Raw genomic sequence first — 25,785 nt, forward strand, 5'->3', positions numbered from 1 at the left:
AAAGGAGATTTGTCGGTTGCCGTTAAGCGCGCTGGCAATCTCCATAGATAACGAACGGAAAGATGGCTTGAAGTTATGATGAAAAATCGTTTTTATATTGGCTTGTTTGCTTCCTTACTGTTACATGCGGGTATTGTTGGGTTTATGGCGCGGCATTTACTGCGTGATGACAGTGCGAATAATCAATCAGTGAATTCGCCAATAATCAGTATGTCAATAGAAATGGTTGCTTCGGCAGCACCGGCAGGACAGGAACAACCTGTAGAACCGGAACCTATTCCGCCCCCGTTACCGCCAGAGATAGTGGTAGCGGAATCACCACATGAGGCAAAAATAGTACTCAATAAGCCAGCGAATAAGCCACGGAAACAAGAACGCCTGAAGCCACCGCCAGAAAAACAGGCAGATGCTAAACCGAAGAGCAAACCTCAGCCACAGAAAGAACCGGTAGAAGATCCTCAACCAAAACTGGCAGAGCGTGGGCGTAAACTGGGAGCAGAGCAAAATCATCCAGAGCAAACGGAAGGCAACTCTCAGTTAGCGGGGAGAGATACTGCGGATTCACAAGCTGGTGCCCGTCAAGCGACGACCAGCCAACCGATGACTGGCGTGGGAGCTGATGAGTTACAAAGCTATCAGGCGGCCTTGCGTCGTGAAATTGAAAAACATAAACGCTATCCGCGTCGGGCTAAGAAGATGAAGCAGCAGGGGATAGTTCAGGTCAGGTTTAGCTTGCTGGATAGTGGCGATTTGACGAATCACCAATTAGTGCAGAGTTCAGGCGCTGATGAATTGGATCGGGCTGCTCTTGCGGCTATCCAACAAGCTCGGTCAGTAGGGCTGAAACCGGCTGGTTTGCCAAGGGAGCTTACTTTAGCAATAGAATTTAATTTGAAATAAATAAGGGCTTGGGCAGCGAAGATACTATTGCTGCCCTGATAATAGTGGCGTCATATGAGGGGGAAGTTAGATCGTTTCGGCGTTCGGCCGTTCAATTCGCATATGTAATAACGGAAATGGATTACCTTGACCATCAATTTCTGATCGACTGAAAACTTTGAATCCTTGGTGCTGATAGAAACCCACTCCCTGAGCATTTTGTTCATTAACATCGAGTTCATTGACACCTAATTCGGTGATAGCAAAATTCAGCAGTGTTTTGCCGATGCCTTTACCACGGGAATTTGGTGAGATAAACAGCATTTCAACCCGATGCTGATCAACACTAATAAAACCCTCAATTTCGTGTTTGTCATTTATCGCTTTATAAACAGTCAGCGCCGGTAAATAGGTATGCAGAATTAATGGGCGTAGTTGATTAATATATTCGTCAGATAAAAAGTCATGTGTTGCTCGTACCGAGGCTTCCCAGATTTCTATCAATTTATTGAAGTCGGCCTTTATTGCTTGCTGAATTCTCATATTTATTCTTCTTAATCTTTTATTTCTCTAAACCGATGATGAATTAACACTATCACGTTTGTTGTGATGGATCGCTTCAGATATTACTCAGACTTAGCCATTATTCTTATCAGAATCTTCTTCTGTCTGTTTTGTGATCTATTTCATGAAACTAAGAGGAGAATAAAATCAAATTGGTCTAATATTACTTTTTATAGATAGTTGAATTTTAACCAATTTGGTTAGTTGAACAATCAAACAACACTAAACATTAAAACCTAAAAAAACAATGTGGGATTCTCTCTATAACTAACTATAATGAGGTATTGGTTAATCAAAAAGGGGATTGCGTCATATCTCATTAACGTAGTTTCTATTTAGATTGATCATTTCAATTGAACGGCTAGTTCAATGATAAATATAAAATAACTTCTTGAGGATCATATTAATGAAAAGGGCATTTATATTTACACCAGGCATGTTAGCACTTTCGATAAGTGCAATTTCGAATGCACACACTTATGACCATCTATATGTTTTTGGTGATAGCTTGAGTGATGGTAGAAAAGGTCATCGATACATGATAAATGGTAAAACCAATGAGTTGTATAATGATCTTATTGCTCAACATTTAGGGACTAAACTGTTGCCTTTCGATGAAGGTGGGACTAATTACGCAGTGGGTGGATCGACTGCTGTTCCTGATTTAAACAAAGATAACAATACTCAAAATCAAGTAGATAATTATTTGGCAAGCCACGGTGGCCGTGCTGATCCTAATGGCATGTATATTCACTGGATTGGCGGTAATGATCTTAAAGCTGTCATGTTAGGGGGAGATCCGAGAATTGTTGGAAGTAGCGCGATGGAAGCCTCGGCACAGGTGCATAAACTTCTTGATGCGGGAGCTGGGATCGTTATTGTACCTACTGTTCCTGATATCGGTAAAACACCAATGATTATGAAAGCCGTCGTTTCTCAGGGACTCACTAAGCTCCCGATTTCTCTCACTCCTGGCCAGGTTGAGGAATTAAATGATATGATCCGTGCGGGCATGAATGAATATCCAACCATAAATGAAGATACTCGTTCTCAAGTTATCCAAGGTATCTTTGAAAAGCTTGCGGCCAAGGCTTCAAATGGAGATGCTAAAACAGCGGAAGAATATAAGCGACAATTACTTGATAAGTATAACGAAACGAGCAGCAAAGCCTCAGGATTGGTTAACGAGTACAATAAATTAGAAGATACCGCACTTAGCAAGAAGGGCGGCAATATTGTTCGGGTTGATGTTAATGCGCTTTTGCATGAAGTCATTGATAATCCTTTACGCTACGGTTTTTCCAATACTTTAGGCTATGCTTGTGTTCGGGATAGGGAGGCTAATTCCTGTAGTTCTGATGATACCGGTTTTGATGCCAGTAAATCCTTTTTGTTCTCTGATGATTTTCATCCAACTCCAGAAGCACAGCGTATGGTCGGTCAGTACACTATTTCAATCCTTAATGCTCCACATCAGGTCATGTCACTGACGAATACCAACAATGTGCCGGTGAAAGGAGCGCTTGCCTCTCTTGACAACCGTTTGCAACAGCTACGTAGCGTAGGTAACGAGCAGGGTAAAATAGGCGTATTCGGTGGTTATAGTGGTAATCACAACAGTACACTGACACTGGGTAGTGACTATCAACTTACGGATAATATTCTGTTAGGGGGAATGATTTCGCGTTATCAGGATAAGCGCTCAGTGAATAATTTCCGCGCTGATGGTCGTGGTTACGTATTCACCACTTATGGCTTATGGCGTTACTACGATAAAGGTTGGATTAGCGGCGATCTTCACTATTTGGACATGAAATATGAGGATATTACGCGCGGTATCGTGCTCAATGAGTGGTTGCGCAAGGAGCATGCTTCGACTACCGGCCATCAGTGGGGAGGACGCATTACCGTGGGTTGGGATATTCCGCTGACATCTACGGTTATGACCAGCCCGATTATCCAGTACGCTTGGGATAAGAGTTATGTTAAAGGTTATCGTGAATCAGGTAATAGCAGTACGGCTATGCATTTCGGTAATCAACGTTACGATTCTCAGGTCGGAACATTAGGCTGGCGTCTGGACACCAATTTCAGTCGTTTTAACCCCTATGCTGAAGTTCGGTTTAACCACCAGTTCGGCGATAAGCATTATCAGATTAGTAGTGCCATTAACTCAACTCAGACATCTTTCGTTAGTAAAAGCCAAAAGCAGGACACTAACTGGCGTGAATATGTAATCGGTATGAATGCTGCTATTACAAAAGATTGGGGCGCTTTTGCGTCAATATCGCGCAATGATGGTGATGTTCAGAATCACACTTATGCTTTCAGCCTAGGTGTTAATGCCAGTTTCTAATTTCTGATTAATAAAACAGTAGCTTCCTGCTTATTGCGATAGTGTGGCTATTGTCGTAGTTATGCCCGATCACCTCGTCGGGCATTTTTCATGACTAATTGATATGACTATTTTATCGCTTGGGCTGTTTGTAAATATCTGGTCGAACAATTTGCCAAACAAAATTTTCTTCGTTTATCGGGGAATAACCCATTTTTTCATACAGCCACGGTGCCAAAGAAGTGACTAGCATAATATGACGAAGCTGTGCTATTTGGGGATGTTCCTGGCAACATGTCATTAACCAACGCCCTAATCCCAATCCGCGATAATCCTCCAAAACAAAAACATCAATAAGATAACCAAAGGTTGTGAAGTCAGTCACAATACGAGCAAATCCTATTTGCTGAGTATTGTTATACAGACCAAAGCTCAAGCTATTTTCGATCGACAACTTAACGGTCTCCTTGTCGATTCCTTCTGCCCAAATGGATTTCGTCAGAAACTGCTGTATGATCGTGATATCTAATTTATTCTTATCTGTAGAGACAACATATCCATCCTTTTCCCAACGATGCAATTTTTCCATTCTGACTTCCTCTGAAATAAAATGATAATAATTGATTATGATATCTCTGCGCTTGAATGCGTTGTTGAGATGTTTGTAATGGAAAGAATATAGCGATTTGAATGAATAACACCATAGGGCCGTATGTTGTCTCTTCAAGTTTTCGACTATATAGACAGGCCCTACTGTACAGAACAGACATCCATTTATTCAGATTTGCTTGACATTAGATAGACTTAATTTTGTCTTCCGGTATATACCACCGGAGAGAGTTCTTAATGGGAGATGGAGTTACCATAACTAATCCTTTGTTAGCCAGTTTCAATAACAGATAACGCGCTTTGTAGATGGTGAAATCGCATTGTTCTGCTACATCACGTGTGCTAGGCCATGATTCTGGTGGGGGAGCCGCTTGCATTTTCCGAATAGTACATAATTCGGATATGACATTGAGTACTTGATCCGTCTGGGAAGGTTGAGTCGAATCTTTCCGGTTTTCCATATTAACTCCAGGCTTTATTGAACCCAGTTGGATATCTTGGGCAATTCGGATAATCCAACGGTTAATTTCAACACATGAGGGCAATCTGAATGCTCTCCAGCCATAAAGAATTGCCGGATATATCCTGTTTTGTCAAGGTTGGTTTTTGTACGATGTAGATCAATTATATCGAAAAATTGAAATTTTAGATCTTTTAATTTGAAAAACAAACTGCATAAAGTATTTTATACTTATATAGATATAATTTGCGACACTATAGATCGCAAATGATCGTATTGAAATGTTATCTAAGTGTTTTGTTGTGAAATTATTTGAATTTGTATTTTTTGTTTTTATTAATTGAATTATTCTGTAATACTTGAAAGGTCGATAAGGTCATTGTTCATATGTAAATATTTTTTATGATTTATTCCTTGTGCCAAATTTTTCTAATCTTCATAAGATTAAAATAGGATTGACAATGAAATTATTTATTTAAAATATGTTTTTGTTTTATGCTGATATTAATCGTTATTAGATAATCGTAATAATTAGAAATGAAACTGAATAAAATTATAATAGCGACCATATTAATATTGGGTATTGTGTCTATTATAAATAAAGCCGATCGAAGTTATATCACAGTGACCTTTAATGGTGCTATTATTGCTGTACCTTATTCTACCGATCAGGATCTTCTTGGTAAGACTATCAATCCAGGAAGAATTTCCGATATAATATTGAAAAAGGTGAGAGCTTCAACTCGTAAAAGTCTTGAGAATCATTTGGTAAATTGCAAATTACAACCAGTAGCTCATCAGTTATTATCCCGGGCAACATTGAAAATATTGCTGGCCTTACCTTGGATGACTAACAAGGCTGATAAATCGCCGAAATTGTGTCAGCGAAAGAAGCTTCATGTATTCAGATTAATGATAAATTTTACTTTCTAATGGTTATTTTTTGATTATGAGACACGTGAAATCTGATTATTTTCAATAAAATTTTGGTGTTTAAGTTATTCCTACTATATAATTTTTCATTCATTATATCTCCCAATATTGAATTATTTTCATATCAATCTTATCTCTTTTTTATATTAACCATTTTTTATAGTGATATAATTTAAATGAAGAAGTTAGGATTATTGCTCCAATCTATAATTCATCTTATAAACTTGTAATGGAATCATTTATTCATAAAAATGATTAATTTATCGGATATTAATTGTGTTTTTATCGTGCAATAATATTGATGTTATTAATAAATCAATTTATTTGTATAAATAAAATGCTTATTAGATAAATATCAGTAGATATTAATTGAGAAAGATTCTTATAACATATCATTTGTAAATAAAATTCAACATTAATGGCGTGACTTTATTATTGATTTATGTTAACAATTATAGAAATAAGGTTTCTATTTTAATGTTAATTTTTCCTTATTAATGGTTATCGAAGAATGAATATAGGTTTTTAACCGTTTAATAACGTTGTAAATACCTGCTTTCCTTTAGCATTGATTGTTATCTGCTCTGTTAAAATAGTGATTTTGGTTTTGTATTTTCTAACGAAAAAAGCATGAAAAATAACAAAAACGTGAACAAACATGGCAAAACATCGTTTTTCGGACAACATTTTTTTGAGCTGTATATGGATCATGTGGAGCATTGCTCTGGGGTTCTATCTGGCTGGTAACCTTTTTGGCTGTGCAGTAACAGCGATTCTCTCTCTTTTGGCGTTAATATTTTGCTTTATTCACATGAGGTCGAGATTAAAAACTATGTTTGGAAAAAAATCAGAGGCAGTGGCTGTTGAGTCTGTGTCTCAATCGGTTGATGATAAAAAGAACGCTAGTGCGGAAGCTCGTCGTTGTACTATTGTTGCCAAAAGCTCGGTATTTAAGGGCGATATTGATGTAGAAGGTGATATACAGATCTGGGGCAAAGTGATTGGCAATATCCGGGTGAAAGAGGGGGCGATCCGCATTATGCATGCAGGACGGGTTGAAGGTGAACTTAGTGCGCCGGAAATCATTATTGATGGTGACGTTGAAGGGACCTGTTGTGCTGCGACGTTGGATATTCTTGAACATGGTGAGCTGCGTGGAATCAGTCGTTGCAGCAGTATGTCCATCAAGCGTGGAGGCTTGTTTTTTGGACAATCGGAGCAGGTTGAAAACAAAACAGCATCGGAACGTGTTGTACCGATAAAAGATACCAATAATGATAAATCTAAAGATAAGGCCACAGTAAAAACAAGTGCCTGATAAACCGGGCCCGTGTGACATCTGATTCAGATCCTTCCGGCACGGGCCACTTCCTTGTTAGTTTTTAACGAATTGCTCTATTTCCTCTTTAGTTTTGTTTACTATAGTAATCTATTTATACCCTATGGATTTCGAGATGCATCGCGACAGCAAAGGAGCGAATCCCCGGGAGCGTAGCAAACTATGTGACCGGGGTGAGAGAGTGCAGCCAACAAAGAGGCAACTTGAAAGATGACGGGTATAATTACTCTGATTAAAGTATGTGGTTTGTAGCATGATAGGTACCCTGTTTGTTAATTAATATTGGGAAGAGAAGAAGATGACTGTGGTGTTGGAAACGGACAGATTAATCATGCGTGCATGGAGAGAAGAAGACAGATTACCATTTTGCCATTTGAATAATAGCGCAGAAGTTATGGAATATTTTCCTGCTACTTTGACGGCTGAACAGAGCAATACGATGGTGGATACGATTATCCAGAGATTTGAGCAACAGGGAGGTTGGGGATTATGGGCTGTGGAGCTGAAAGAAACCGGGGATTTTATTGGTTTTGTCGGTTTGAATATTCCTGTGGCGGAATTACCGTTTTCACCTTGTGTCGAAATTGGATGGCGTCTTGATAAGCCATTTTGGGGTAAAGGTTATGCCAGTGAAGCCGCGCGTAAAGCTTTGGATTTTGCCTTTACCCAATTAAAACTTGAGGAAATAGTTGCATTTACGACAATTTCTAATTTTCGATCTCAAAGAGTTATGGAGCGTCTTGGTATGGAAAAGGATGAAAATACTTTTTTACATCCTTTATTACCGGATGGACATCCGTTGCATGAACATGTGCTTTACCGGATTCGTCAATAATAGCGCGATTCTCTTTTCTGGTTCTCGTTACTTTGATGTTTTATACTATCATTGCATAGATTGTATCTTGGAAATTCAAATGAAATATGAATTAGCTGTTATGGCGGCCTTGACTAAGTTAAATCATCCTAATACGCGTTCAATTGTAGAAGCGACAGGGATATCTGAACGTAAGGTACAACAGGTTTTGCAAATATTGCAACAAGACTTAGAAGTAAAAATTAACCGTATTAGGGATGGGAAGGTCAGTTATTTTGAAGTTATTTCTTGGGGGATATTTGAAAGCGGTCAGGCGATTAACTGTAAATTGAGCGATTTGGATCTGGCTAAGTTTAAATATTCCCGTCAGCAAGAGAAAGGTATTAGAAATCAAAAGAATAGAAAAACAATAATGACAACTTATAATGAAAAAAAACATTATTTTGACAGTGTAAAATTAAAAAATTATAGAGAGAGCATGCGTCTTGAAGGGATAAATATTGTTATGAATAATTTGCCTGAAACACCGAAAGAGCAAAAAAATCTTAAAGATAAACTAATTAGAAAGTATAGTTTACAATGAGGTAATTATGATAGATAAATATGGAGCAGGGCAAGATCCTTACACATACCCGGATATCGACACACTTATTAATAAATTAGGTATTCGTGATCCTGTTGTGCTTGAACAGGCAGAACGGGAACTTACTGAACTTGCTATATTGAATATTTCATTCCAGGAACCGCCTTACGATTTGGTCTTTTGGTGTCAACTTCATAAACAGATATTTTTTGATTTATATGATTGGGCTGGTCAGCTAAGGATAATTGATATATCTAAAGGGGATACCCGTTTCTGTCATGCCAAATGTATTGAGATGGAAGGAAATAGAATATTTAATATGTTAGAGAATGAAAACTATCTTGTGGGATTAAATTATCAGGAGCTTATTAAAAAACTTGCTGAATATTATGCGGAACTAAATGTGATTCATCCTTTTAGAGAGGGAAATGGGCGAACACAGCGGCTATTATTTGAATATATTGTTATAAACTGTGGATATAAAATCTCTTTTGAATCAATAAATGCTAAGCAGTGGATTGAAGCTAATATTTCTGCTTATCAATGTCGCTATCAACCATTAATAAAAATTTTCGAAGATTGTGTTTCTGTTTAATATTTCTGGCTGTGTTATTGATTATTTATAAATATGGATTTAAGAAATAATAAACTTAAATAGGCAGAAAAATAGCTTTAATTATGGCCTTATGTTAGTTGCTATTAGATTATATCTTATTAACGAAATTTTCTCATCTAAAATAGTTCCCTGTAGATAATTTTATATTTTATTCGATTTAATAATTGTGCAAATCACTTAATTTTGATTAGATTTATTTAGTGTGCTGGACGATTAGAATAATTGAATTGTGTAAAGATATATTATTATGAATAAGAGTGATAACCACATGATAAAGTGACAAGAATAGAATTATTCCTGTCACTTTTGCTTGCTATTGGTTGATTTAAAAGCAAGCCATTGAGAAAAAAATACTATAAAGAGCTATCGGTCCACATATTTGAGTACATTTGATCAGTGGCTTATCGCTTTGCAAACAGATAGTTGCGAACACCGGATTGGAGGAGAAAGTGGTAATACTTAACGCTAAAAGGCAAGCTGATAACTTCTTCATCGTTGGTACCTCATCAGGGGTTTATTAGAGTCAAATAATTTATCTGAGTTACTAATTATTGTTCAATAAAAGATAATAAGTTCCCTTTTCGTATAATTTTTTATTGTTTTGTTGAAAATCTGTTGAAGTAGCACGGGTAGATTTGTGACAAAAGATGGGTAAATAACTGCTATTGATTAATAATAATGAATTATTCAATGTTGATTTTTTGCTATTTTATCTTTTAATGTATTGTTTTTATTATTTTTTGAATGGCGATACATTCATTTCATATTAATATTGTGAAGGTTGAAATAAAAATTTTTATTTATACTATTGCATCCATATTTATATGACAGATGCAGCGGAGCATCACATAAGAGAAACAGCAGGAAGTGGGAAGGTAGGTTTCTGATATTATTAATAAATAACTTTGTATATTTTTTGTCTTCAAAATTATTTATTAATATTAATTGCTCGGTAAAGGATTGTCACTATTAGCGATAAAAATAACTTATCATACTTTATTTAAGATCTACTATAGTTAAAGAGAATCATCAATGCATGATTTATGTAATTAAATGATTTAGTCGGTAGATCTCTTTTGAAGAAAATATTAATTATTAACCTTAAGGAGAGTCCATGATTAATATCACTGAAAATACCGCTCTAAAAGCCGTAAACGGTTGGTGGAAATGTGGCGATACCGGAATAATTTATCAATGGGGATATAATCCGAAAGGAGGCCCTGGGCAAATTACAATAACATATCCAATCCCGTTTCCTACAGCATGCTTATCTATGCAAGTTAGTGTCTATACCAATGGTACTCCAGCGGATAACTACTCGACAGTTTATGAATTTAATGCTGCCGGTGCTGTAATTGGGCGTGACGTTTTAGGTTCATATTGGTTCGCAATAGGATATTAAGTAATATGTTATTACAGAGGGGATTAATATATTCTAGCTTTGGAATTGAAGAGAAGTCATATTGAAAGCTACTTAGTGAACTGCTCCCATAATATTGGATATCAATCGATACATAGGGAGCGGTTTTTATAGAATGTTCGTCGGAAATTAAATTAACCATTGTCTGTTATTATCCGGTTGAATATGAAGGAAAAAAGATTACGACTGGAAAGATGGTGGATAATAAACACGTAAAATACGCTTATCTCTGAATAGAGCATTATATCAAATGTTATCTATACACTTTAAGGCGTGAATTTATTAATCCAGAGATAAAATGTCTGATTAAGGCGAGGGAGATAGATAAAACCATTCGCAAGCTCAGCTTAGTACGCAATGGGTTGAAACATATCGCAAATTGTACTGCACCTGAGTATATGCAGTGTCCTGAATTTCAGAAAGTCTTAGCTAAAGCCCAATTTCTGTCGCGTTTTGAAGTGTACTCCTCTAAAAGCCATTCAGAGGTAACCAACGAAGCATCTTCTAGTGTGGGTTTAGCTTATTCTTCGAAAAAATCTTTTTTCGATTTACTGTTCATTTGGTGGTTTTTATCTTTATTTTTATAAAGATACACGGTAAGTAAATGATGAAGGGTGAACAATGGATTTTTTACCCTTCGAGATAGTTTGAATATCTATGGGATTGAATTTCATCACCATTTATTATTGCGTAATGATATTTATTATCGTAAGTCTTAACGTCAACCCCTGTTATATTTTTCACCGTTTCTAATAACTTGTTAATATCATGCCAGCCTTTAAATCCTAGCGCTTGACCAAGTGTAGTTAATGTAAAGGGATAATTAGCATTGAAAGCCATTCCGTCAGAAGAGTTTGAGATTCCATATAATTTCGCTAGTTAGCCTTCAGACTGACTGATGTTAGATAAAACTCTATAATCAACTTGTAATGAACAGGCCGTGGAGTTGCTCCCGCTAAAACGGACGCGTTAATTCACTAACCGAGCGTTGTATTTAATCCTAGGGGCAGGTCATTCGGTAGTGAAATGCCACCAAGAATAAATTATCAGTATTTCATTATGTTAAATGTCAAGAGTGTTGGAGGTGCAAAGTAGCTATGTGATGATAATTTGTTCAGATTCGTTGGCCCGAGCGGATGTGTGAGAGTTATATAATCTCTTTAGGCAACCAATCTTTCATAGAGCCTTTTGGATTTGTTCTTGTATCCACTGAGCAGTCCCTTCAATATCGAAAGCTCTTAATCCGTATCCCTGAGTGAGCAATGCTTCGGGTAGATATTGGTCATATTTCTCAAGGTATTTCTCTGGAACACTTTCGGCAAGACGGGTTTCGGATGGTAGTCCTTCACGAAGCATGCTGGTTAACGCTTGCATGACCTCCGTCACCGTGGTCTTTTCAACCTCAATAACACCAGAAAACGCTCCAGCTTTGAAACCCCGATGAATCAGCAATGCCGATAACGTGTTTACGATTCGATCTCCTAGCCAAGGGAAAATGCAAACATTCTGCCCTTGCTGAATAAGACATTCTGATGCAAGGTTGTTGCTACAGAAACTATACAGACCTTCGTCAAAGAGATTTCTGGCAGCGGTATCGGCAAAGTCGGCTTTACGTTCACCAACTGTAATCCGGTAGTCGCCCTCCCGGTAGATGGTGAGCATTTCCTGCCGGACGACATCATGTATGGACATGCCTTCACCGCCAAATAGAGGCGGCTGTCCTCCTTTCGTCGCTTCGACGTAAATCACCTTTTTATCGCTGTCGATATCAGTCACTTTCCAGCGTCGTCCACCGAAAATAATATGCTGTTCAGGTATTAATGGCGAATCCACAGGAATCGAACCTAACGTTTTATTGCCTGCGACAATACGAAACTCTTCAGGTGTGCGGAACACGGCATAGAAAGTGTACTGATTAACCTGTTGTTCGCCTTCAAGACCTAGCACTAACTCGCCGCTGGAGAGTTGTGTTAAAAACTTGTGTTCCCCCATATGCCGCAACAGCATTTTAAAATCATTAGTACTGATGTTCTGAAACGGTCCGTGCTGGCAGAGCTGCGACCAGAGCTGATCCGCGCGTACGCCACCCCACTGCGCGACGATGGCCAGAATCTGATGAAACAGCGTGGAATAATGCATCTGTCGGGTATCGGCTGGTTCAAACCATTTGCTGCCGATGAGTAAACGTATCATTGCCAGCGACTGGACTAGCTGTAACCTCAGTTGATCAATTATGCCTGACGTCGGCGTCAGTTCATGTTCAGGAATCAACATTCTCAGCACTGCGGCAGAGCCACGCCTGCCAGAACGACCCATGCGCTGACGCAGGCTGGCAACAGAATGTGGTGCAGTGACCTGTACTACAGAGCTGACTTTACCGATGTCGATGCCCAGTTCCAGCGTCATCGTACAGATGGCGGTGGTGGGCAGGTTGCCTTTCTGAAGCCGTTGCTCAAGTGTTTCGCGCAGATCTCTGGACAGGGAGCCGTGGTGAGGAAAGAACTCGTTGGGAACGATGTTCGCTTCACTGAGATCGCTGAGCGTAGCGGCAATACTTTCGGTACGCTTACGGCTGTTGGCGAACACCAGATGGGAATCACCACGGCAGAATCGAAAGATATCGTGACAGATTTGTGCCTCTGCCGAAGGTAGTTGTTCTTTCCCGATGGTTGACAACGGCTCCTGATACCCCTTGACTTGCAATTGTAAAGTGGCATGGCTCTGAGTGTCGGTGATGATATCACAGGGCAGGCACTGATTCGGCCGCAGGGATAATGGCACTTTTCCCAGCTCTCCCAGCGTTGCGCTTAACGCTACTCTGGGAGCCGGATTGTTCACCCTTCCCAGTAAATGATCGATCCGGTTCAGCAGAGAGAGGAGTTGCATACCTCGCTCAGAGCCGATGAAGGCGTGGAATTCATCAATGACTATATAGGCAAGAGGCGTGAAAGCTTGTTTTACCCAGCCAGCGTTGCGGATCAACATCGCTTCCAGCGACTCCGGGGTAATAAGCAGAATGCCGGAAGGATTTTTCTTTGCTTTTAGTTTTTTACTTTGTGCCACATCGCCGTGCCAGGGCGTGACAGGCATCTCCAGCGCATCGCCCAAGCTTTCCAGTCGCCGGTGCTGATCGTTAATTAAAGCTTTAAGCGGGCTAATGTATAAAATACCGAAACCGTTCTGGATATCCGCGATAGCAGAGCAGGCGGGCAGGAAAAAGGCTTCCGTTTTACCCGCGGCGGTGGCGGCGCTGATCAGCACGTCCCGATCCCCCGCTAATACCGGTGGGATTGCTTTTTTTTGCAGAGACCGGAGGTCAGCCCATCCCTGTCGATATATCCACTTCTGTATGCGTGGATCCAGCCGCTGGTATTCACTCATCATAATCTGAAATCGGCCAGACCGTCCTCGTCAGTATCATTTCCTGAAGATATCTCATCCATATCACTGGGTTTTTCTTCTGAGATAGCTACGTTGGTAATTAGCTGCGACCAGTGAATGTCCGGGTTTTGTTCCAGCACGGCGAGCATATCTAGAAATGCTTTAATCGTATTTCTCGGTGTGCGGAAATAGGCATCGCCGATGGTGTTGCTACAGTGGCGTAAAAATGCTGTCAGCGCATCGTCGGGAACCAGATAGTTATCCGTTTCACCGCTTGCATAAACGTGGCGAAGATTTTTCAACAGAATGTAGAGTTCCTCTGGCGTCAGGTTGGCTAAATGCAGAGAAGGGGATGAATAGTCAATCACGCCTGCTCGTTGGGCAAAGCTGTTTTCCGCCAGCCGCGACTGGAGCGCTTCGTAGCTGTATAATCCTTTACGCGGATCAAATAGGAACTCCGGTGTGCCGCCAAGCAGAAAACCAATATGCTCTGCGGTTCCCTGAAGGCAATCATTCAGGATACGCAGTATCTGCTCATAGTTAGCGACCCGGGCCTGTGTGTTATTGAGCTTGTACAGATTCACCATTTCATCCAGATTGACCAGCAGACCGGCATATCCGGCCTGGCGGACAAACAGGCTCATCAGCTTTAACGAATCGTAGAAAGAGGCGTCAGAAATAATAGTGCGTACGTTCAGATCGTTCCGTGCGTCGGTTTTTGTGGTGTATTCGCCTCGCAGCCAGCGAATAGCATTCGATTTTAAAACCTCATTATCCTGCTCATGACCCTGCCAGTAACACTCGATTACTTTAGCGAAATCATAACCGCCAACCATTTCGGACAGTGCGGTGAGTTTTTGATGAATAATGACAGGAACCGGTGTGTTTGTGCTTTCTGCTTCCTTTCGAGCTTTCGTAATAAAGCGCTCGACCACGCTTAGTAAAGCATTGCCATCCGGTTTATTTCGGGTGGATAAATTTTTCATCAGTTCAGAGTAGAGGCTCCGCGCCTGCCCGCCTGAAGCATGGATACGGCGATCCGGGGACAAGTCGGCGCTTACCGTCACCAGCTTTTTTTCTAAAGCAATTGCTCGAACGACGCTTAAAAAGAATGTCTTACCTGAACCATATTCCCCGATAATCAGACGGAATCCTGCACTGCCATTGGCGATGCGTTCGATATCCTGATACAACGCTTTTATCTCGTTGACCCGGCCAACCTGAATATGCTGAATACCTATTTTAGGTGTAACACCTGACTTCAGTGACTGAATAATAGCGTCTCTTTCTTTAAGACGGATGCGAATGCCAGACATAAATTATCCTTTGAGTTCTTGTGCGATTTCCAGGTCAACGTAAATATCATCATCGTCATCGAGAACCGGGGCGTCAACCAGTTCATATGACCAGTCATTAATGACTTCAATTGCGCCGCCCACCATCAGGTTAAATTGCTGGCATAGCTCGGCAACTTCGTTTCGCGTCCAGCGTTCTTTTTCCAGCAAACGTTGGTACAGCCGGTTATGCGCTTCATCAAGGCCAGTGGTCGAGTGTGTCGGAATGTCTACTGGTGGTACTTCTTCGGGATCATCTTCGGCAAAGATTGTGTTCAGCAACTGACGAACGTCTGTCGTGTCCGATTCATGGCGGGCAAGAACATTCTCATTGAGAGAAAATGTACTCTTCACACTTGATGTGACCTGCATGGTGGCCTGCGATGTTTTTTCTGCTGTTGACAGACGATGGATATCACTGGTAACGGTACTGCTGTCCAGCCCAAGGCTGGAGTAAATTTTTTCCAGCTGTTTAATTTCTCCCGGATCAATTTTACCGTCGGCGCAGGCGACGTTGATAATAACGTTGCCGATAGCTGATTTCTCTTTATCGTTAAGCTGCTCGATTCTGGCTTTCAGGCCCGCCATACTGGCAGGCGTATTAAGTCGCCAGATCAGGTAAGCGTGCAGCGAGCGTTTTTCTGTTGGCGACAACGTGTTGCGCAACCATTGCGCCTAACCGGAGCGCCACAGAAACGGACATGAATTCTGTGGAAGGTGTGAAGAATTCACCGTGTCCTTCTGCAAATAAAACAATATTACCGTCTGGTCCCGGTTTGACATAGTGATAACGCATATCTGGTACTATGCCGTAACCTGCCCGCTGAGCGAAATTCTGCATCAACTCCGCTTCTTTTTTATTGATCTTGTCTGGCACTGACATATCCAGCCGGGCCCAGAAGCTTGCAACCGTTGCCAGTCCTGAATTTTCCAGAATCCTTTCGTTAGCCCAGCTTTTAAAACCAGCGAACATTTGTTCTGCATCTTTAGTAAGGATCTCATCGGGAAGGAGCATAATGGCGGCGACATCGCTACGTGAGGTGTCCTTTTTACCAAGATAGCGGCTGTAGGCATCCAGAGCGTTGGTACAGGATTCCGCGATTTGTATCAGTTTTTTTACCGGAGCTCTTAATACACTGGGATCGGGTAGGTCAGGAAGCTCAATACGAATCCCCCGGAGCGTACTGTTTGCGGAGGCATAATCCAGTTTCAACCGGGTCTTGTTCGGTTTAACCACAAGACCCTCACCAAATTTTTTGACGTAGCGTTGTTTAAACAGGGCGGCAAATTCTTCTGCACAACGGCGCGCCGGAGTTCGTAGCGTATATTCGGTATAATATTTTACCCATGCCAGAGCCAGATCTGCTGAAATAGGCCCTCCCTGAGCAACAGTTGTGGCCAGATGAAACCGAAATAGCAGCGAGCTTCCCGAGGCAAAGTATTCGTTTTCATTTTGTATGAAGATGACATCAGGCCGGAGAAGCGACATTGTTTCTATTAATTGAGTCGAATAACGACGGAAGGAGTTATTTGGCTGAAATATGGCCCTCAGGCGCGATACCTCTTCAAATAACGCTCTGAATTCATTATCAGAAATGGCTTCCTGCATCCCGTCAGCCAGTATGCGACGCTCAAGACCGTAAAAATAGATAAAAACATAGCCTATGGGGCAGCTCGCATCGCTTCGGTCGCTTGCCAGCCAGTCAAGATAAGCACCGCGGCAGAGTGGAGATAGTGTTGAAAAGCTAGGCCAGTATCCCAGCGACTCATCTTCGTAATGTCTTGTTATGGACTGGATGGGCAATGCTTCGTTGACCAGAGAGGCATCTGAACCATCATTATAAAAATATCCATATTCTCTTGATGAATATGTTTTTAACTGTCCGCCAAAATAAAAATTACCGTTATTAATGACGATATTTTGAATGGTGATGCTTTCTCCCGGTTTGATCCACCGCGCTGGCGTCGTATTACGTCGGGCTGCGGTTTCTCGCGGCTGCTCGCAACTGGTACTGTATTCAACAGTTATCCCATTAACGAGAGTGAAGGTTGCCAGTTCGTCATCGTCGGATGCTTGTGGATACCGAGAAGACATATTTGTCACATTATTGGCTGGTTTATTAGGAAATTTTTGCTGGGATGAGTTATTTGATTTACTGATGTTTCTGCCGTTCGATCTGGTTGAAGTTGATTTTTTCTTTTTAGAATACAAAAGACAGATAACAACTAGTGTAATAAAAAATATCCAGAAGCTCATTCCTGCACCCATCATCGCGGATGACACTTCCACATGTAGCTTTTTAATCGGGGGAAAGCGTCAGCATAAATTGAAAGACATTTAGCAGAATCATACCGTTTCGTCGTGGGAGTACAAGCAAGAACGCCACATTATCTAAAGAATGTTGATCACCTACTCTAAGGAATGCAGTATAAATCGAATGGATTGAAACAGAAGTATTCTCCTGTGATTGGGTGAATATCATCCCATTTGTATGAGCTTTTTTACGCTATGACATAGGTTGATAACACAGATGAGGGCCAGTCGGACAGGCAGCGTAAAGGCAATGGCTGGTTAAGTCGTGCTCCTAACGGGAGCAAACGGGTGAAAGCATTTATTGACATTGCTATCATCGTTCTCAAAGCGTTAATCGCGCTTTTAGAGCTGATCCGTGCATTTCTGAAATAGATAACGGAAACGTAGCTAAGGCCATCGAGGCCACCTCCCGGTGGCCTTTAACATTTACCGCCTTTGATAAAGCAAGTCATTTTTGTTTAAGTGACCTAATATACTGATCTAACAGCTTAAATTTGGTAATTCCTATTGGATTTGAATCCGTGTTTAAGTGATTATTGCTTCGGTAGTATGGGAGAATAGCCAACAGAATTAGTGTAGTTTATTGCAAGTCATACACATAATAACATTGGGGTGCCTTTTTAAATGCGATATCAATTAGTGCTACGGGGTCGTGTTCTGATGGTCTGAAATATAATTATCTCGCCCACAACATGCGGGCTTTTTTACACTTTCATAGAGCTTGAATACAATTCTGATATTAAAGCATGGGCAGTGAGTGTAATAAAAAACTGATAATTCAGCGTGTTATATTAGTTTGGTGGTTTAAAAGTTGTCGTTACATTTTCGGATATAGAAATAACTTATGTGATATCAGGATTGTTTGGTAAATCATTTCGGACGGTTCGTTTGATAGGCTGCTTATTTTCATCAAAATACCGACTGGGCCATCATATCTCAGCAGGTGTGACACCAATTTCCTGAGCAATCAGTAATTCCCCTTTAGGCCAGGAGTGAGTTAAAGCATTTGCTAATGTTGAAGAGCTTAAGCCGTGCTTTATGATAGAAATTAGAATAGAGCGCGGCTTTACAGGATACACAGAACTGAAATTATTTTCTCCTTTAGCATTAATGGCAAGGAGAAAGTGAAAGCTTAAAGTGTGCTTAACTCATTAATATGCGCCGGGTTACGTTCAAGCATCTTAAGTAGTTTCAATGATGAACCAGAAGGCAGAAGGAATGCGACGGTGCAGGTAGTGTCCATTGATGCCCATAAAATTAAAACCAGTGGACGCAAGGTGGACATTGGGCAAACAAAAAGGGCTACACTTTAGTGTAACCCCTTGATTTATTTGGTGGAGCTGGCTTGAAGCGACACCAAATACTAACTGTCTGATTCTTTGAGCAATGTAGCGGGAATCAATGTCACACCACTATGTCACATGTCCAATACAAAAATCAAGACATCGGCTTAATCACGTGGGTGCAATGGGGATGATCAGGAATTTTAGGCGTTTTGTCCCAGTTGCCATCCTCATAAGAGGTAACTAATAATTTGAGTAGATGACTGACGTCATGAGAACGGCCTGCAAGAACTTGTGAGCACGGTGATGATGCTTGCTCCTGCGACGATGGGGGAACAAAGCATTCGTTGTGTCCCTTTGCTATCTCGATTTCTAATACGGCTTGGTTGTAGAACCGACTAAACTGTGTTCTGGTTAAACGTCCTGCCCAGCCACTAGCAAAGACTCTGTTATCCCCTGAATGGATTGATGTATAACGTGGAATACGAGCTTCAACAGCTCTAATCGCTTCATCTCAGCGCAATTCACCTTTTGTGAGCTGAGATAAAATTGCTCTGAACTCTTCTACCCTGCCTGCTCCTTCGGTCGCTTTGCCCGGAATCTTTTTACTGGCAATAAGAGATAACATTTTTTCTTGGAGTTCTTGGTTGTTGCCTAAAGCACTAGGTATTTCATTAAAATCAGAAGCATAAGTGATCATGTAGGATTCCTTGCTAAATTAATGAAAGTTACAGAGTGTGGATGGTTATCCACGAGGGTTTTGGAGGTAATACTCGTTCAGACCATCGGTGTAACCTTGGTAATAGGCTACTCTTGGGCTTCTATGGCGAACTTCAGCCGCTTGGCTTTTTAATATGGAGTCAATAGCCGTAGCAGCGCTAGGCTCTTGGTTTGATACCCCCGCCTGAAATCCCAGTTCGTATACACATCCGGCACATTTATGACGGAATGGATAGCTCTGATCCTCTGGAAGAGCGGCAAACATTGTGTCGTAGCGGTGTGGTGCTTGGCAGGTAGACATGAAAAACCTCATAGGCTAAAAACAGTACTCTTGATATGAGTATGGTTTCTTTTTCATTCAAGATGCTGCGGTTGTATCTCTCCTCTTCTTTTACAAAATGTGAGGCTAGTCACTTTTAACAGATGATACTAATGTTGTTAGTTAATCATTTATTTTGCAAGCAACTTACTGTTGTTTAAGGTGAAAGGACTTGAGTAATACATCACTGGTGATGGACTCTTGAAGCTCTGTTTCATGTTGTTTTTATGAGACAATATATGTAGCGTTTATACCCACATTATTCCAGAGTGTTGCTTTCTTAGGGAGAATGAGTTGAGTAGGACTGACGAGGAAATAAAGCAAGCAACTGCGATTTTCGCGGTTTACAAAGCGGAGATTGATAAGCGTGAACTATCAAACACCGACAATTATGACAAAAATATTCTCACTTTGTCTTCAGCCGGGCTAGCTATATCGCTGACCTTACTAAAAGATATTGTCAGTAAGGAAGGGCCTACACTTGTGGCTTTTCTTTACTTGTCGTGGACTTTTTTTGGGCTTGCTATCCTATCAACCATTGCTAGTTTTCTCATTAGTAACAAGGCATTAACTAAACAGCTGTCTATAGCTGAACGATATTATATTGATGGAGATCAAAATGCGTTCAGTGAAAAAAACAGCTGGGGAAAATTCACGTCGCTGTTGAACTGGCTTTCAGGTAGTTTCTTCATATTGGCTATCATTTCGGTGATTGTATTCGGTTTAACTAATTTTTCTAAGAGGTTGGTAGTGGACATTGATAATTCAAAAAAATGCGTGGTAAGCGATCTTAATGAAGAACAAGTAGTACCAAGAATGCAACAACTTCCTATTGATAAGGGGGCTGCAATTCCTGCTATGCCAAAAGTTCCAGCACCCAATCCCTCTCCGGTTAATCCCGTAGTTGCACCAAACTCACCAGCAACCCCCACGACGACAAAGCCGTGATAACCAACATTAAACCTCTGGAGTTAAGTTATGAGTGATAAAGACAACACTAATTTGAACCTTGTAGTTAGCATGGAAGGACACAGCGTCCCAACAATGCAGCGTGTGTTTGTTGGCAATGGAGCTAGTGTTCCTGTTATGCAAGCTGTCCCTTCCACCGGGCAACAGTCTTCGTCATCAACTGGTCAAAATATCCCTCAAAATGATAATAGTTCTCAAAAGAATTCAACCTCTTCTTAATATCAATGCGTTAGAAGGAAAAGCATGAGCAAGAGAATTAGTAATACAATTCGCATGGTTGTTGGAGATGGCGCTATCATGCCTAAGATGGTGAAAACACAGTCAGCGAATACTGAAAAACATGGTGCAACAATACCCAAGATGCAGCCAACACCAGCACAGAGTACGGGTACTTCGTCGAACGCTCAAAAGTCGTCAGGCGACGCTAAAAAATAGCCATGCTATTTGGCTGTATGAATTACAGCAAGTTAATCGGACGTGAATTCAACTCCCGAACTGGAGCTGAATTCGCGTCATGTTATTGCTACTGCCAGTCGCAAGACCTCCAGTCGCCCTGATCCCACAGATAGAAGTGAATGGCGTTATCCTTGACCCATGTCCGAATTTTGGCTCTCACATCACCGTTACTGAACGTAAGCACGGCCCGCTCGCGGTCCTGTTGTTCAAATGATCTAAGGGCAAGTGTGCCGAAGCCTTGAACCTTGAAGTAGCCATCCTGCCAAGAATTATTTATATGAAGTGTGCCTTTCACATTGCTTGGACAGCTCAGATCAATGACTTGGTCTTCCAACGATGATGCTGTGGCGAGACTGGATGCAGAGAGCAATAATGCAATTGTTAAAGCCTGTGTCGGTGTTCTCATCGTATTTTCCTTAAAGTGGGCAGTTAGGGTATTTTTGTCGCGATACATGGAGCCCATCTACCATCCGTGTCTCTGAGATAGAATGCTGGTTCGCTATACCTGATCTGTATTTTTGCTTCCGTATGAGCATCGGAGAAGACTAACGTTATCTGTTGGTCGGTTTCGTTTTCCGTGTGCTCAAATGGCAGTGTCATCACTCCCTCGGCAGTCAGTACGTCATCTTTAATCGTTGCATGAATGCCATTCGCACAACGGAGCCAGACATTGATGGTCGGTGCTGCGAAGGTGTTCACGTTATAAAGTAAGGCCATCAGTAAGCACCCCTTTAGTCGCTGCAATGCTTGTTCTCCAGTAAGTCGGGTCTATTAGCCCGGACGATGCGATAAATGCTAGTAATGCCTATTCCTAACCGATGGGATATTTCCGGCTTACTCAGCCCCTTTTCTAGCAGCTCAATAACTTCCAGTGCTTTACTGCGAGCAGTTGCTTTGCGGCCTTTGTACTTGCCCTTGAGCTTTGCCAGAGCTATCCCCTCGGCCTGACGTTCCAACATCATTTCACGCTCGAATGTGGCAATAGCCCCGATCATCGTCAGCATCAGCTTTCCTGTAGGTGTGGCTGTGTTGATGCCAATATTGAGGATATTCAGGGCCACCCCTTTACCCTGAAGGTATTCCGAGACTTCCAGTAGATGGCGGGTATTACGGGCAAGGCGATCCAGTTTTGTTACCTGAACCACGTCGCCCTCACGAACAAACTCCAACATTGCATGTAGTTCTGGACGGTCATCTTTTGCCCCGCTGATTTTCTCCCTGAATATCTTTTCGCATCCGGATAGCGCTTCGAGTTGTGTATCCAGACTTTGCCCGGTAGTAGACACACGGGCGTAGCCAACTGTAGCCATATGAGCTCCTTACCCTGCCAATAGACCATGCTATGCTGCAAAGACCTGCCAAAACACCAAAACAACCCAGTGGCATGACCTCAACGGGCATTCCATCATTGCAGTGGTGGCAGATCTTTAGGGCATGGTTACTGGCAGGGAGAAAGTGGTTGGTTAGATTGAGGAAACGTCTCGGGGAGTGAGCATGTTGATGATTGTTTCAAGTAGAGCTGTGGTAAAGGCAACCAAGCCAGTTATCAGTGCCGGGACAATTACATCACGTATAAACATAGTGCCTCCTGTTGTGGTTAACACGTTGCTTATACCGACGATAGGTTGACCTGTTGACCGAGGGCGGTGACACTTTTCAAATGATGTGAGATCTGCCAAAAGGTTGATGCTGTAAGCCATTACTTTAAAGTAACTCGCCTATGGCAACTGAATCCCTATACATTTAAAGAAGCTATAGGGCTGTATTGCGGTGGGTTTCGGGGGTTACGGCGTTTAAACCCACTGCAATCCCCATGCTATCAACGTTTCGATGTAACCTTGTTCAAACGATTAGCTTGATTTCAGGTTACTAAGGATGTGCTCGACGTTTTTGGCTGGCAGCCAACGGTGAAGAGCTGTAGCGAATGATACCAGTGGCACCTGTAACTGGCGTTGCTTCTTTGTTCTGCCGTCATTACAACGTATGCCACATTTTTTCAGAGCCTCTTTAATGCCACGCAGCGGCTGTTTCTCGTGAGTGAGCATATCTGCATTCATGTTCTTTCTAGAATCATATGCATTCATTGCCGAGTTTGAATCAATGATGAGTGAATCGCCTTCGACGGTACGACAGGCGGTGATGATTCCGTCCAATAAAGCTGATTCAAAGCCAATAAGGCGATTGTTATCACGCACTAGATCGAACCAATCATCGCTTTCATCATGTTTGACCCTGATGATTGTCGTGTGAGGAGCCTCTTTTTTGATTTCTGTATATCTAATCAGATCGGCTGCCTTGTTTGGTGCTAAAGCGTGCTCTTCTTCGTCAAACTCAATGAGGTACAAGTGGTAGTTTGAACTGTCCTCATTACCATTCCAGTAATGTTTTACGGCAAAATCAACGTAGTACTTGCCATTGCACATGCGATGCTGGGAATACAATTCATAATCACCGTAGGTGATGCAGATTATTGACAAAGTGCTGGTTTTTTATCCGACACTTTGTTTTAATTAAGTTCCGTTCACTCAACGGAGCTTGCCACCATGTTAAGAACACCCCCTCTCCAGACTTTCCCGCCCGAAACGCTCTCGCTTGACGAGCTGGTCCCTAAAAATCATTTAGTCCGTCAAGTCGATGCGGCCATTGATTTCGAATTTATCCGCGAATTAGTCGCCCCGTTGTATTGCCACAATAATGGCCGTCCTGCTATCGATCCGGTCATGCTGATTAAAATGATGTTACTCGGCTACTTGTTTGGCGTCCCCAGTGAACGCCGTCTGGTACAGGAAATTCAGGTTAATGTGGCTTACCGCTGGTTTCTGCGCCTCGGACTGACAGAAAAGGTCCCTGATGCCTCAACCCTGAGCCAGAACCGCCGCCGCCGTTTCAATCATACCGCGGTCTTCCAACAGATTTTTGACCACATTGTTGAACAGGCGATAGCCAAAGGATTTGTGGGCGGACACGTACTCTATACCGACAGCACCCACCTGAAAGCCAGTGCCAATCCGCATAAATCGGAGAATGTCATGCGGTCGGTTCCCCCCGGTGCCTATGTTGATGCCCTGGATAAAGCCGTCACTCAAGACCGGGCGGCAGCCGGAAAAAAAGCCTGAAGCCAGCCCTTAAGGAACGGCAGAGAAAGACGAAGGTCAGTACCACCGATCCGGAAAGCGGGTTTATGCACCGGACCAACAAACCCAAGGGGTTCTTTTACCTTGACCACCGTACCGTGGATGGGCAAGTCGGTATTATCACCGATACCTACGCCACACCGGGTAATGTCCACGACAGCCAGCCTTTTATCAAACGTTTGACGCGTCAGTTAGAGCGTTTTGCTCTCAGTCCCCTTGCGGTTGGGTTGGATGCGGGCTATTTTACGGCCCCGGTTTGTTATCTGACGGAACAGTTAGGCATGACGCCCATTATCGGTTATCGCCGCCCAAACAAGGGACCGAACACCTTTCAGAAGAAACATTTCACCTATGACAGGCAGCAAGATTGCTATGTCTGCCCGCAGGGCGAAAACCTGATTTATACCACAACCGACCGTCAGGGATACCGGCATTATCAAGCGCCGGCAACTCTCTGCCAGAGCTGTCCGCAGCGTGATGCCTGCACTCACGCGAAAGGCGGAAAAATGCTAACCCGCCATGTCTGGGAGGCCAGTAAAGAGCAGGCCAGAGAAAACCGATTAACCCCGTGGGGGAAGACGCTCTACAAACGAAGAAAGGAGACGATAGAGCGTAGTTTTGCGGATGCGAAGCAGCATCACGGGCACCGCTATGCCCGTTTTCGTGGGTTGCAGAAAGTGCAAATACAGTGTCTCCTAGCGGCAACAGCCCAAAATATCAAGAAGATAGCCTTGCTGGTCGCAAAGCTATGTTGTTTTTATCTCTGGAGAGCGAGTATTTTATTGCAGGAGAAGCGAAAATAGCGCCCTGGCGGGGGATTAAACCGGGTTAATGAGGAAAATGGATGGCATTATGATTCATAATGAAAGGAACAAACCTCGTTAAAAATAACGAGGTTTGTCAGCGGTCTGAATCACCGTAGGTGATGCTTGTAAGTTCGGCATCAATAAATTCACGGAGTTTGTGACCAAAGACAACCTCTCTCCGACTTAGCCCTTTTGGACGAGAAAGCCTGATACCAGTGTATTGTTCGACCTTCTGAGCAACTTCTAGATGCTTGTGATTTCGGGAACCGTAAGTCAGTAAGACTAAGGCTGAACGGGCTGAAATCCACGTATCTTTGCCGATTTGGTCATGTAGAACGGCACCTATCTCACGAATTTCACGCTCGAAGATGTCACTGGGTAATTTTTGAACCATGCTCTGGCTGGTTTTATACCAAATAGCCCTTGAACCACGGGGCTTCGGTAGGTTTTTAAACAGCATATAGAGGTTTAATTGCCATTTCCGATCCTCGGTCTGGCGAAACATTCTGTGACGAGG

The 25,785-nt window shown here is 42.1% G+C and carries 27 protein-coding genes and 1 pseudogene; 13 read left to right on the forward strand and 15 right to left on the reverse strand.

All coding sequences use genetic code 11. The features are described 5' to 3' along the window. Positions 1 to 75: 75 nt before the first annotated feature. A complete protein-coding gene (locus EAE91_RS01175) occupies positions 76 to 900 on the forward strand; it encodes an energy transducer TonB (RefSeq protein ID WP_214086909.1) in 825 nt (274 codons plus the stop codon). 66 nt (positions 901 to 966) lie between these two features. Here EAE91_RS01175 and EAE91_RS01180 read toward each other — a convergent pair whose 3' ends face one another. Then, positions 967 to 1,422 (reverse strand): acetyltransferase, encoded by a 456-nt coding sequence (locus EAE91_RS01180; protein ID WP_214086910.1) that lies wholly within the window; start codon positions 1,420 to 1,422, stop codon positions 967 to 969. A 427-nt stretch (positions 1,423 to 1,849) separates the two neighbouring features. Here EAE91_RS01180 and EAE91_RS01185 point away from each other — a divergent pair, with 427 nt between their 5' ends. Next, the gene (locus EAE91_RS01185) at positions 1,850 to 3,799 is read left to right on the forward strand and encodes an autotransporter outer membrane beta-barrel domain-containing protein (RefSeq protein ID WP_214086911.1); all 1,950 of its coding nucleotides are present in this window, start codon (positions 1,850 to 1,852) and stop codon (positions 3,797 to 3,799) included. Positions 3,800 to 3,911: 112 nt separating this feature from the next. Here the strand turns inward: EAE91_RS01185 and EAE91_RS01190 are convergent, their stop codons facing one another. Together EAE91_RS01190 and EAE91_RS01195 are read right to left on the reverse strand one after the other, a co-directional pair. Continuing rightward, complete coding sequence (locus EAE91_RS01190) at positions 3,912 to 4,367, reverse strand: GNAT family N-acetyltransferase (protein WP_214086912.1); 456 nt, start codon at positions 4,365 to 4,367, stop codon at positions 3,912 to 3,914. Between the two features lie 205 nt (positions 4,368 to 4,572). Next, complete coding sequence (locus EAE91_RS01195; protein WP_065389050.1) at positions 4,573 to 4,848, reverse strand: FaeA/PapI family transcriptional regulator; 276 nt, start codon at positions 4,846 to 4,848, stop codon at positions 4,573 to 4,575. Between the two features lie 536 nt (positions 4,849 to 5,384). On the opposite strand from EAE91_RS01195, the gene EAE91_RS01200 reads away from it, so the two are divergent. The 6 genes from EAE91_RS01200 (at position 5,385) to EAE91_RS01225 (ending at position 10,534) form a co-directional block, all read left to right on the forward strand. Next, positions 5,385 to 5,780 (forward strand): fimbrial protein, encoded by a 396-nt coding sequence (locus EAE91_RS01200; RefSeq protein WP_214086913.1) that lies wholly within the window; start codon positions 5,385 to 5,387, stop codon positions 5,778 to 5,780. A gap of 832 nt (positions 5,781 to 6,612) precedes the next feature. Then, complete coding sequence (locus EAE91_RS01205; RefSeq protein WP_244868587.1) at positions 6,613 to 7,098, forward strand: bactofilin family protein; 486 nt, start codon at positions 6,613 to 6,615, stop codon at positions 7,096 to 7,098. Positions 7,099 to 7,417: 319 nt separating this feature from the next. Next, positions 7,418 to 7,954 carry a GNAT family N-acetyltransferase gene (locus tag EAE91_RS01210; RefSeq protein ID WP_214086915.1) on the forward strand — a complete coding sequence of 179 codons (537 nt, stop codon included), beginning with the start codon at positions 7,418 to 7,420 and terminating at the stop codon, positions 7,952 to 7,954. Between the two features lie 79 nt (positions 7,955 to 8,033). After that, positions 8,034 to 8,516 carry a YhfG family protein gene (locus tag EAE91_RS01215; protein WP_214086916.1) on the forward strand — a complete coding sequence of 161 codons (483 nt, stop codon included), beginning with the start codon at positions 8,034 to 8,036 and terminating at the stop codon, positions 8,514 to 8,516. 7 nt (positions 8,517 to 8,523) lie between these two features. Further along, positions 8,524 to 9,111, forward strand: a complete 588-nt coding sequence (locus EAE91_RS01220; protein WP_214086917.1) for a putative adenosine monophosphate-protein transferase Fic — start codon at positions 8,524 to 8,526, stop codon at positions 9,109 to 9,111. Positions 9,112 to 10,246: 1,135 nt separating this feature from the next. Continuing rightward, entirely contained in the window at positions 10,247 to 10,534 is a 288-nt protein-coding gene (locus EAE91_RS01225) for a gp53-like domain-containing protein (protein WP_214051970.1), read from the forward strand. Between the two features lie 648 nt (positions 10,535 to 11,182). Here the strand turns inward: EAE91_RS01225 and EAE91_RS01230 are convergent. The 4 genes and pseudogenes from EAE91_RS01230 to EAE91_RS01245 all read right to left on the reverse strand — a co-directional run bounded on the left by EAE91_RS01230 (position 11,183) and on the right by EAE91_RS01245 (position 17,524). Continuing rightward, on the reverse strand, positions 11,183 to 11,392 hold the full coding sequence (locus EAE91_RS01230) for a hypothetical protein (protein ID WP_244868588.1): 210 nt from the start codon (positions 11,390 to 11,392) through the stop codon (positions 11,183 to 11,185). Positions 11,393 to 11,728: 336 nt separating this feature from the next. Beyond that, positions 11,729 to 13,936, reverse strand: coding sequence for a DEAD/DEAH box helicase (locus EAE91_RS01235; protein ID WP_214086918.1), 2,208 nt, complete (start codon positions 13,934 to 13,936; stop codon positions 11,729 to 11,731). Continuing rightward, positions 13,933 to 15,249 carry an ATP-binding protein gene (locus EAE91_RS01240; RefSeq protein ID WP_214086919.1) on the reverse strand — a complete coding sequence of 439 codons (1,317 nt, stop codon included), beginning with the start codon at positions 15,247 to 15,249 and terminating at the stop codon, positions 13,933 to 13,935. The genes EAE91_RS01235 and EAE91_RS01240 overlap by 4 nt, the downstream gene beginning before the upstream one ends. A gap of 3 nt (positions 15,250 to 15,252) precedes the next feature. Beyond that, a pseudogene (locus EAE91_RS01245) lies at positions 15,253 to 17,524 on the reverse strand (tellurite resistance TerB family protein). 357 nt (positions 17,525 to 17,881) lie between these two features. Here EAE91_RS01245 and dinQ point away from each other — a divergent pair. Further along, positions 17,882 to 17,953, forward strand: coding sequence for a damage-inducible type I toxin DinQ (gene dinQ / locus EAE91_RS24870; protein ID WP_376744740.1), 72 nt, complete (start codon positions 17,882 to 17,884; stop codon positions 17,951 to 17,953). 557 nt (positions 17,954 to 18,510) lie between these two features. Here the strand turns inward: dinQ and EAE91_RS23990 are convergent. The 3 genes from EAE91_RS23990 to EAE91_RS01260 form a co-directional block, all read right to left on the reverse strand. Then, a complete protein-coding gene (locus EAE91_RS23990) occupies positions 18,511 to 18,660 on the reverse strand; it encodes a helix-turn-helix domain-containing protein (RefSeq protein WP_247982962.1) in 150 nt (49 codons plus the stop codon). Positions 18,661 to 19,378: 718 nt separating this feature from the next. Then, the gene (locus tag EAE91_RS01255) at positions 19,379 to 19,564 is read right to left on the reverse strand and encodes a hypothetical protein (RefSeq protein WP_214086920.1); all 186 of its coding nucleotides are present in this window, start codon (positions 19,562 to 19,564) and stop codon (positions 19,379 to 19,381) included. A gap of 45 nt (positions 19,565 to 19,609) precedes the next feature. Continuing rightward, complete coding sequence (locus EAE91_RS01260) at positions 19,610 to 19,885, reverse strand: hypothetical protein (protein WP_214086921.1); 276 nt, start codon at positions 19,883 to 19,885, stop codon at positions 19,610 to 19,612. Between the two features lie 312 nt (positions 19,886 to 20,197). Here EAE91_RS01260 and EAE91_RS01265 point away from each other — a divergent pair, with 312 nt between their 5' ends. The 3 genes from EAE91_RS01265 to EAE91_RS01275 are packed head-to-tail and all read left to right on the forward strand — an operon-like array spanning position 20,198 to position 21,307. Further along, positions 20,198 to 20,851 (forward strand): 6TM ABC transporter family protein, encoded by a 654-nt coding sequence (locus EAE91_RS01265; RefSeq protein WP_214086922.1) that lies wholly within the window; start codon positions 20,198 to 20,200, stop codon positions 20,849 to 20,851. 30 nt (positions 20,852 to 20,881) lie between these two features. Further along, positions 20,882 to 21,091 carry a hypothetical protein gene (locus tag EAE91_RS01270; RefSeq protein ID WP_214086923.1) on the forward strand — a complete coding sequence of 70 codons (210 nt, stop codon included), beginning with the start codon at positions 20,882 to 20,884 and terminating at the stop codon, positions 21,089 to 21,091. A gap of 24 nt (positions 21,092 to 21,115) precedes the next feature. Further along, positions 21,116 to 21,307 carry a hypothetical protein gene (locus EAE91_RS01275; protein WP_214086924.1) on the forward strand — a complete coding sequence of 64 codons (192 nt, stop codon included), beginning with the start codon at positions 21,116 to 21,118 and terminating at the stop codon, positions 21,305 to 21,307. A gap of 88 nt (positions 21,308 to 21,395) precedes the next feature. Here EAE91_RS01275 and EAE91_RS01280 read toward each other — a convergent pair whose 3' ends face one another. The 4 genes from EAE91_RS01280 to EAE91_RS01295 form a co-directional block, all read right to left on the reverse strand. Continuing rightward, positions 21,396 to 21,734: a hypothetical protein gene (locus EAE91_RS01280; protein WP_214086925.1), complete on the reverse strand. Its 339-nt coding sequence runs from the start codon at positions 21,732 to 21,734 to the stop codon at positions 21,396 to 21,398. A gap of 23 nt (positions 21,735 to 21,757) precedes the next feature. Next, entirely contained in the window at positions 21,758 to 22,045 is a 288-nt protein-coding gene (locus EAE91_RS01285; protein WP_214086926.1) for a hypothetical protein, read from the reverse strand. Positions 22,046 to 22,059: 14 nt separating this feature from the next. Further along, the gene (locus EAE91_RS01290; RefSeq protein ID WP_214086927.1) at positions 22,060 to 22,638 is read right to left on the reverse strand and encodes a recombinase family protein; all 579 of its coding nucleotides are present in this window, start codon (positions 22,636 to 22,638) and stop codon (positions 22,060 to 22,062) included. Between the two features lie 540 nt (positions 22,639 to 23,178). Further along, the gene (locus EAE91_RS01295) at positions 23,179 to 23,769 is read right to left on the reverse strand and encodes a hypothetical protein (RefSeq protein WP_214086928.1); all 591 of its coding nucleotides are present in this window, start codon (positions 23,767 to 23,769) and stop codon (positions 23,179 to 23,181) included. Positions 23,770 to 23,871: 102 nt separating this feature from the next. Here EAE91_RS01295 and EAE91_RS01300 point away from each other — a divergent pair. Further along, a protein-coding gene (locus tag EAE91_RS01300) for an IS1182 family transposase (RefSeq protein WP_214086929.1) occupies positions 23,872 to 25,265 on the forward strand; the annotation gives its coding sequence in 2 pieces (ribosomal slippage) (positions 23,872 to 24,439 and positions 24,439 to 25,265; 1,395 coding nt in all). A 97-nt stretch (positions 25,266 to 25,362) separates the two neighbouring features. On the opposite strand, the gene EAE91_RS01305 is transcribed toward EAE91_RS01300, so the two are convergent. Further along, positions 25,363 to 25,773, reverse strand: a complete 411-nt coding sequence (locus tag EAE91_RS01305) for a hypothetical protein (RefSeq protein WP_214086930.1) — start codon at positions 25,771 to 25,773, stop codon at positions 25,363 to 25,365. Positions 25,774 to 25,785 lie beyond the last annotated feature (12 nt).

Origin of the sequence: Photorhabdus noenieputensis (genome assembly GCF_018448935.1) — a bacterium.
Lineage (GTDB): Bacteria > Pseudomonadota > Gammaproteobacteria > Enterobacterales > Enterobacteriaceae > Photorhabdus > Photorhabdus noenieputensis.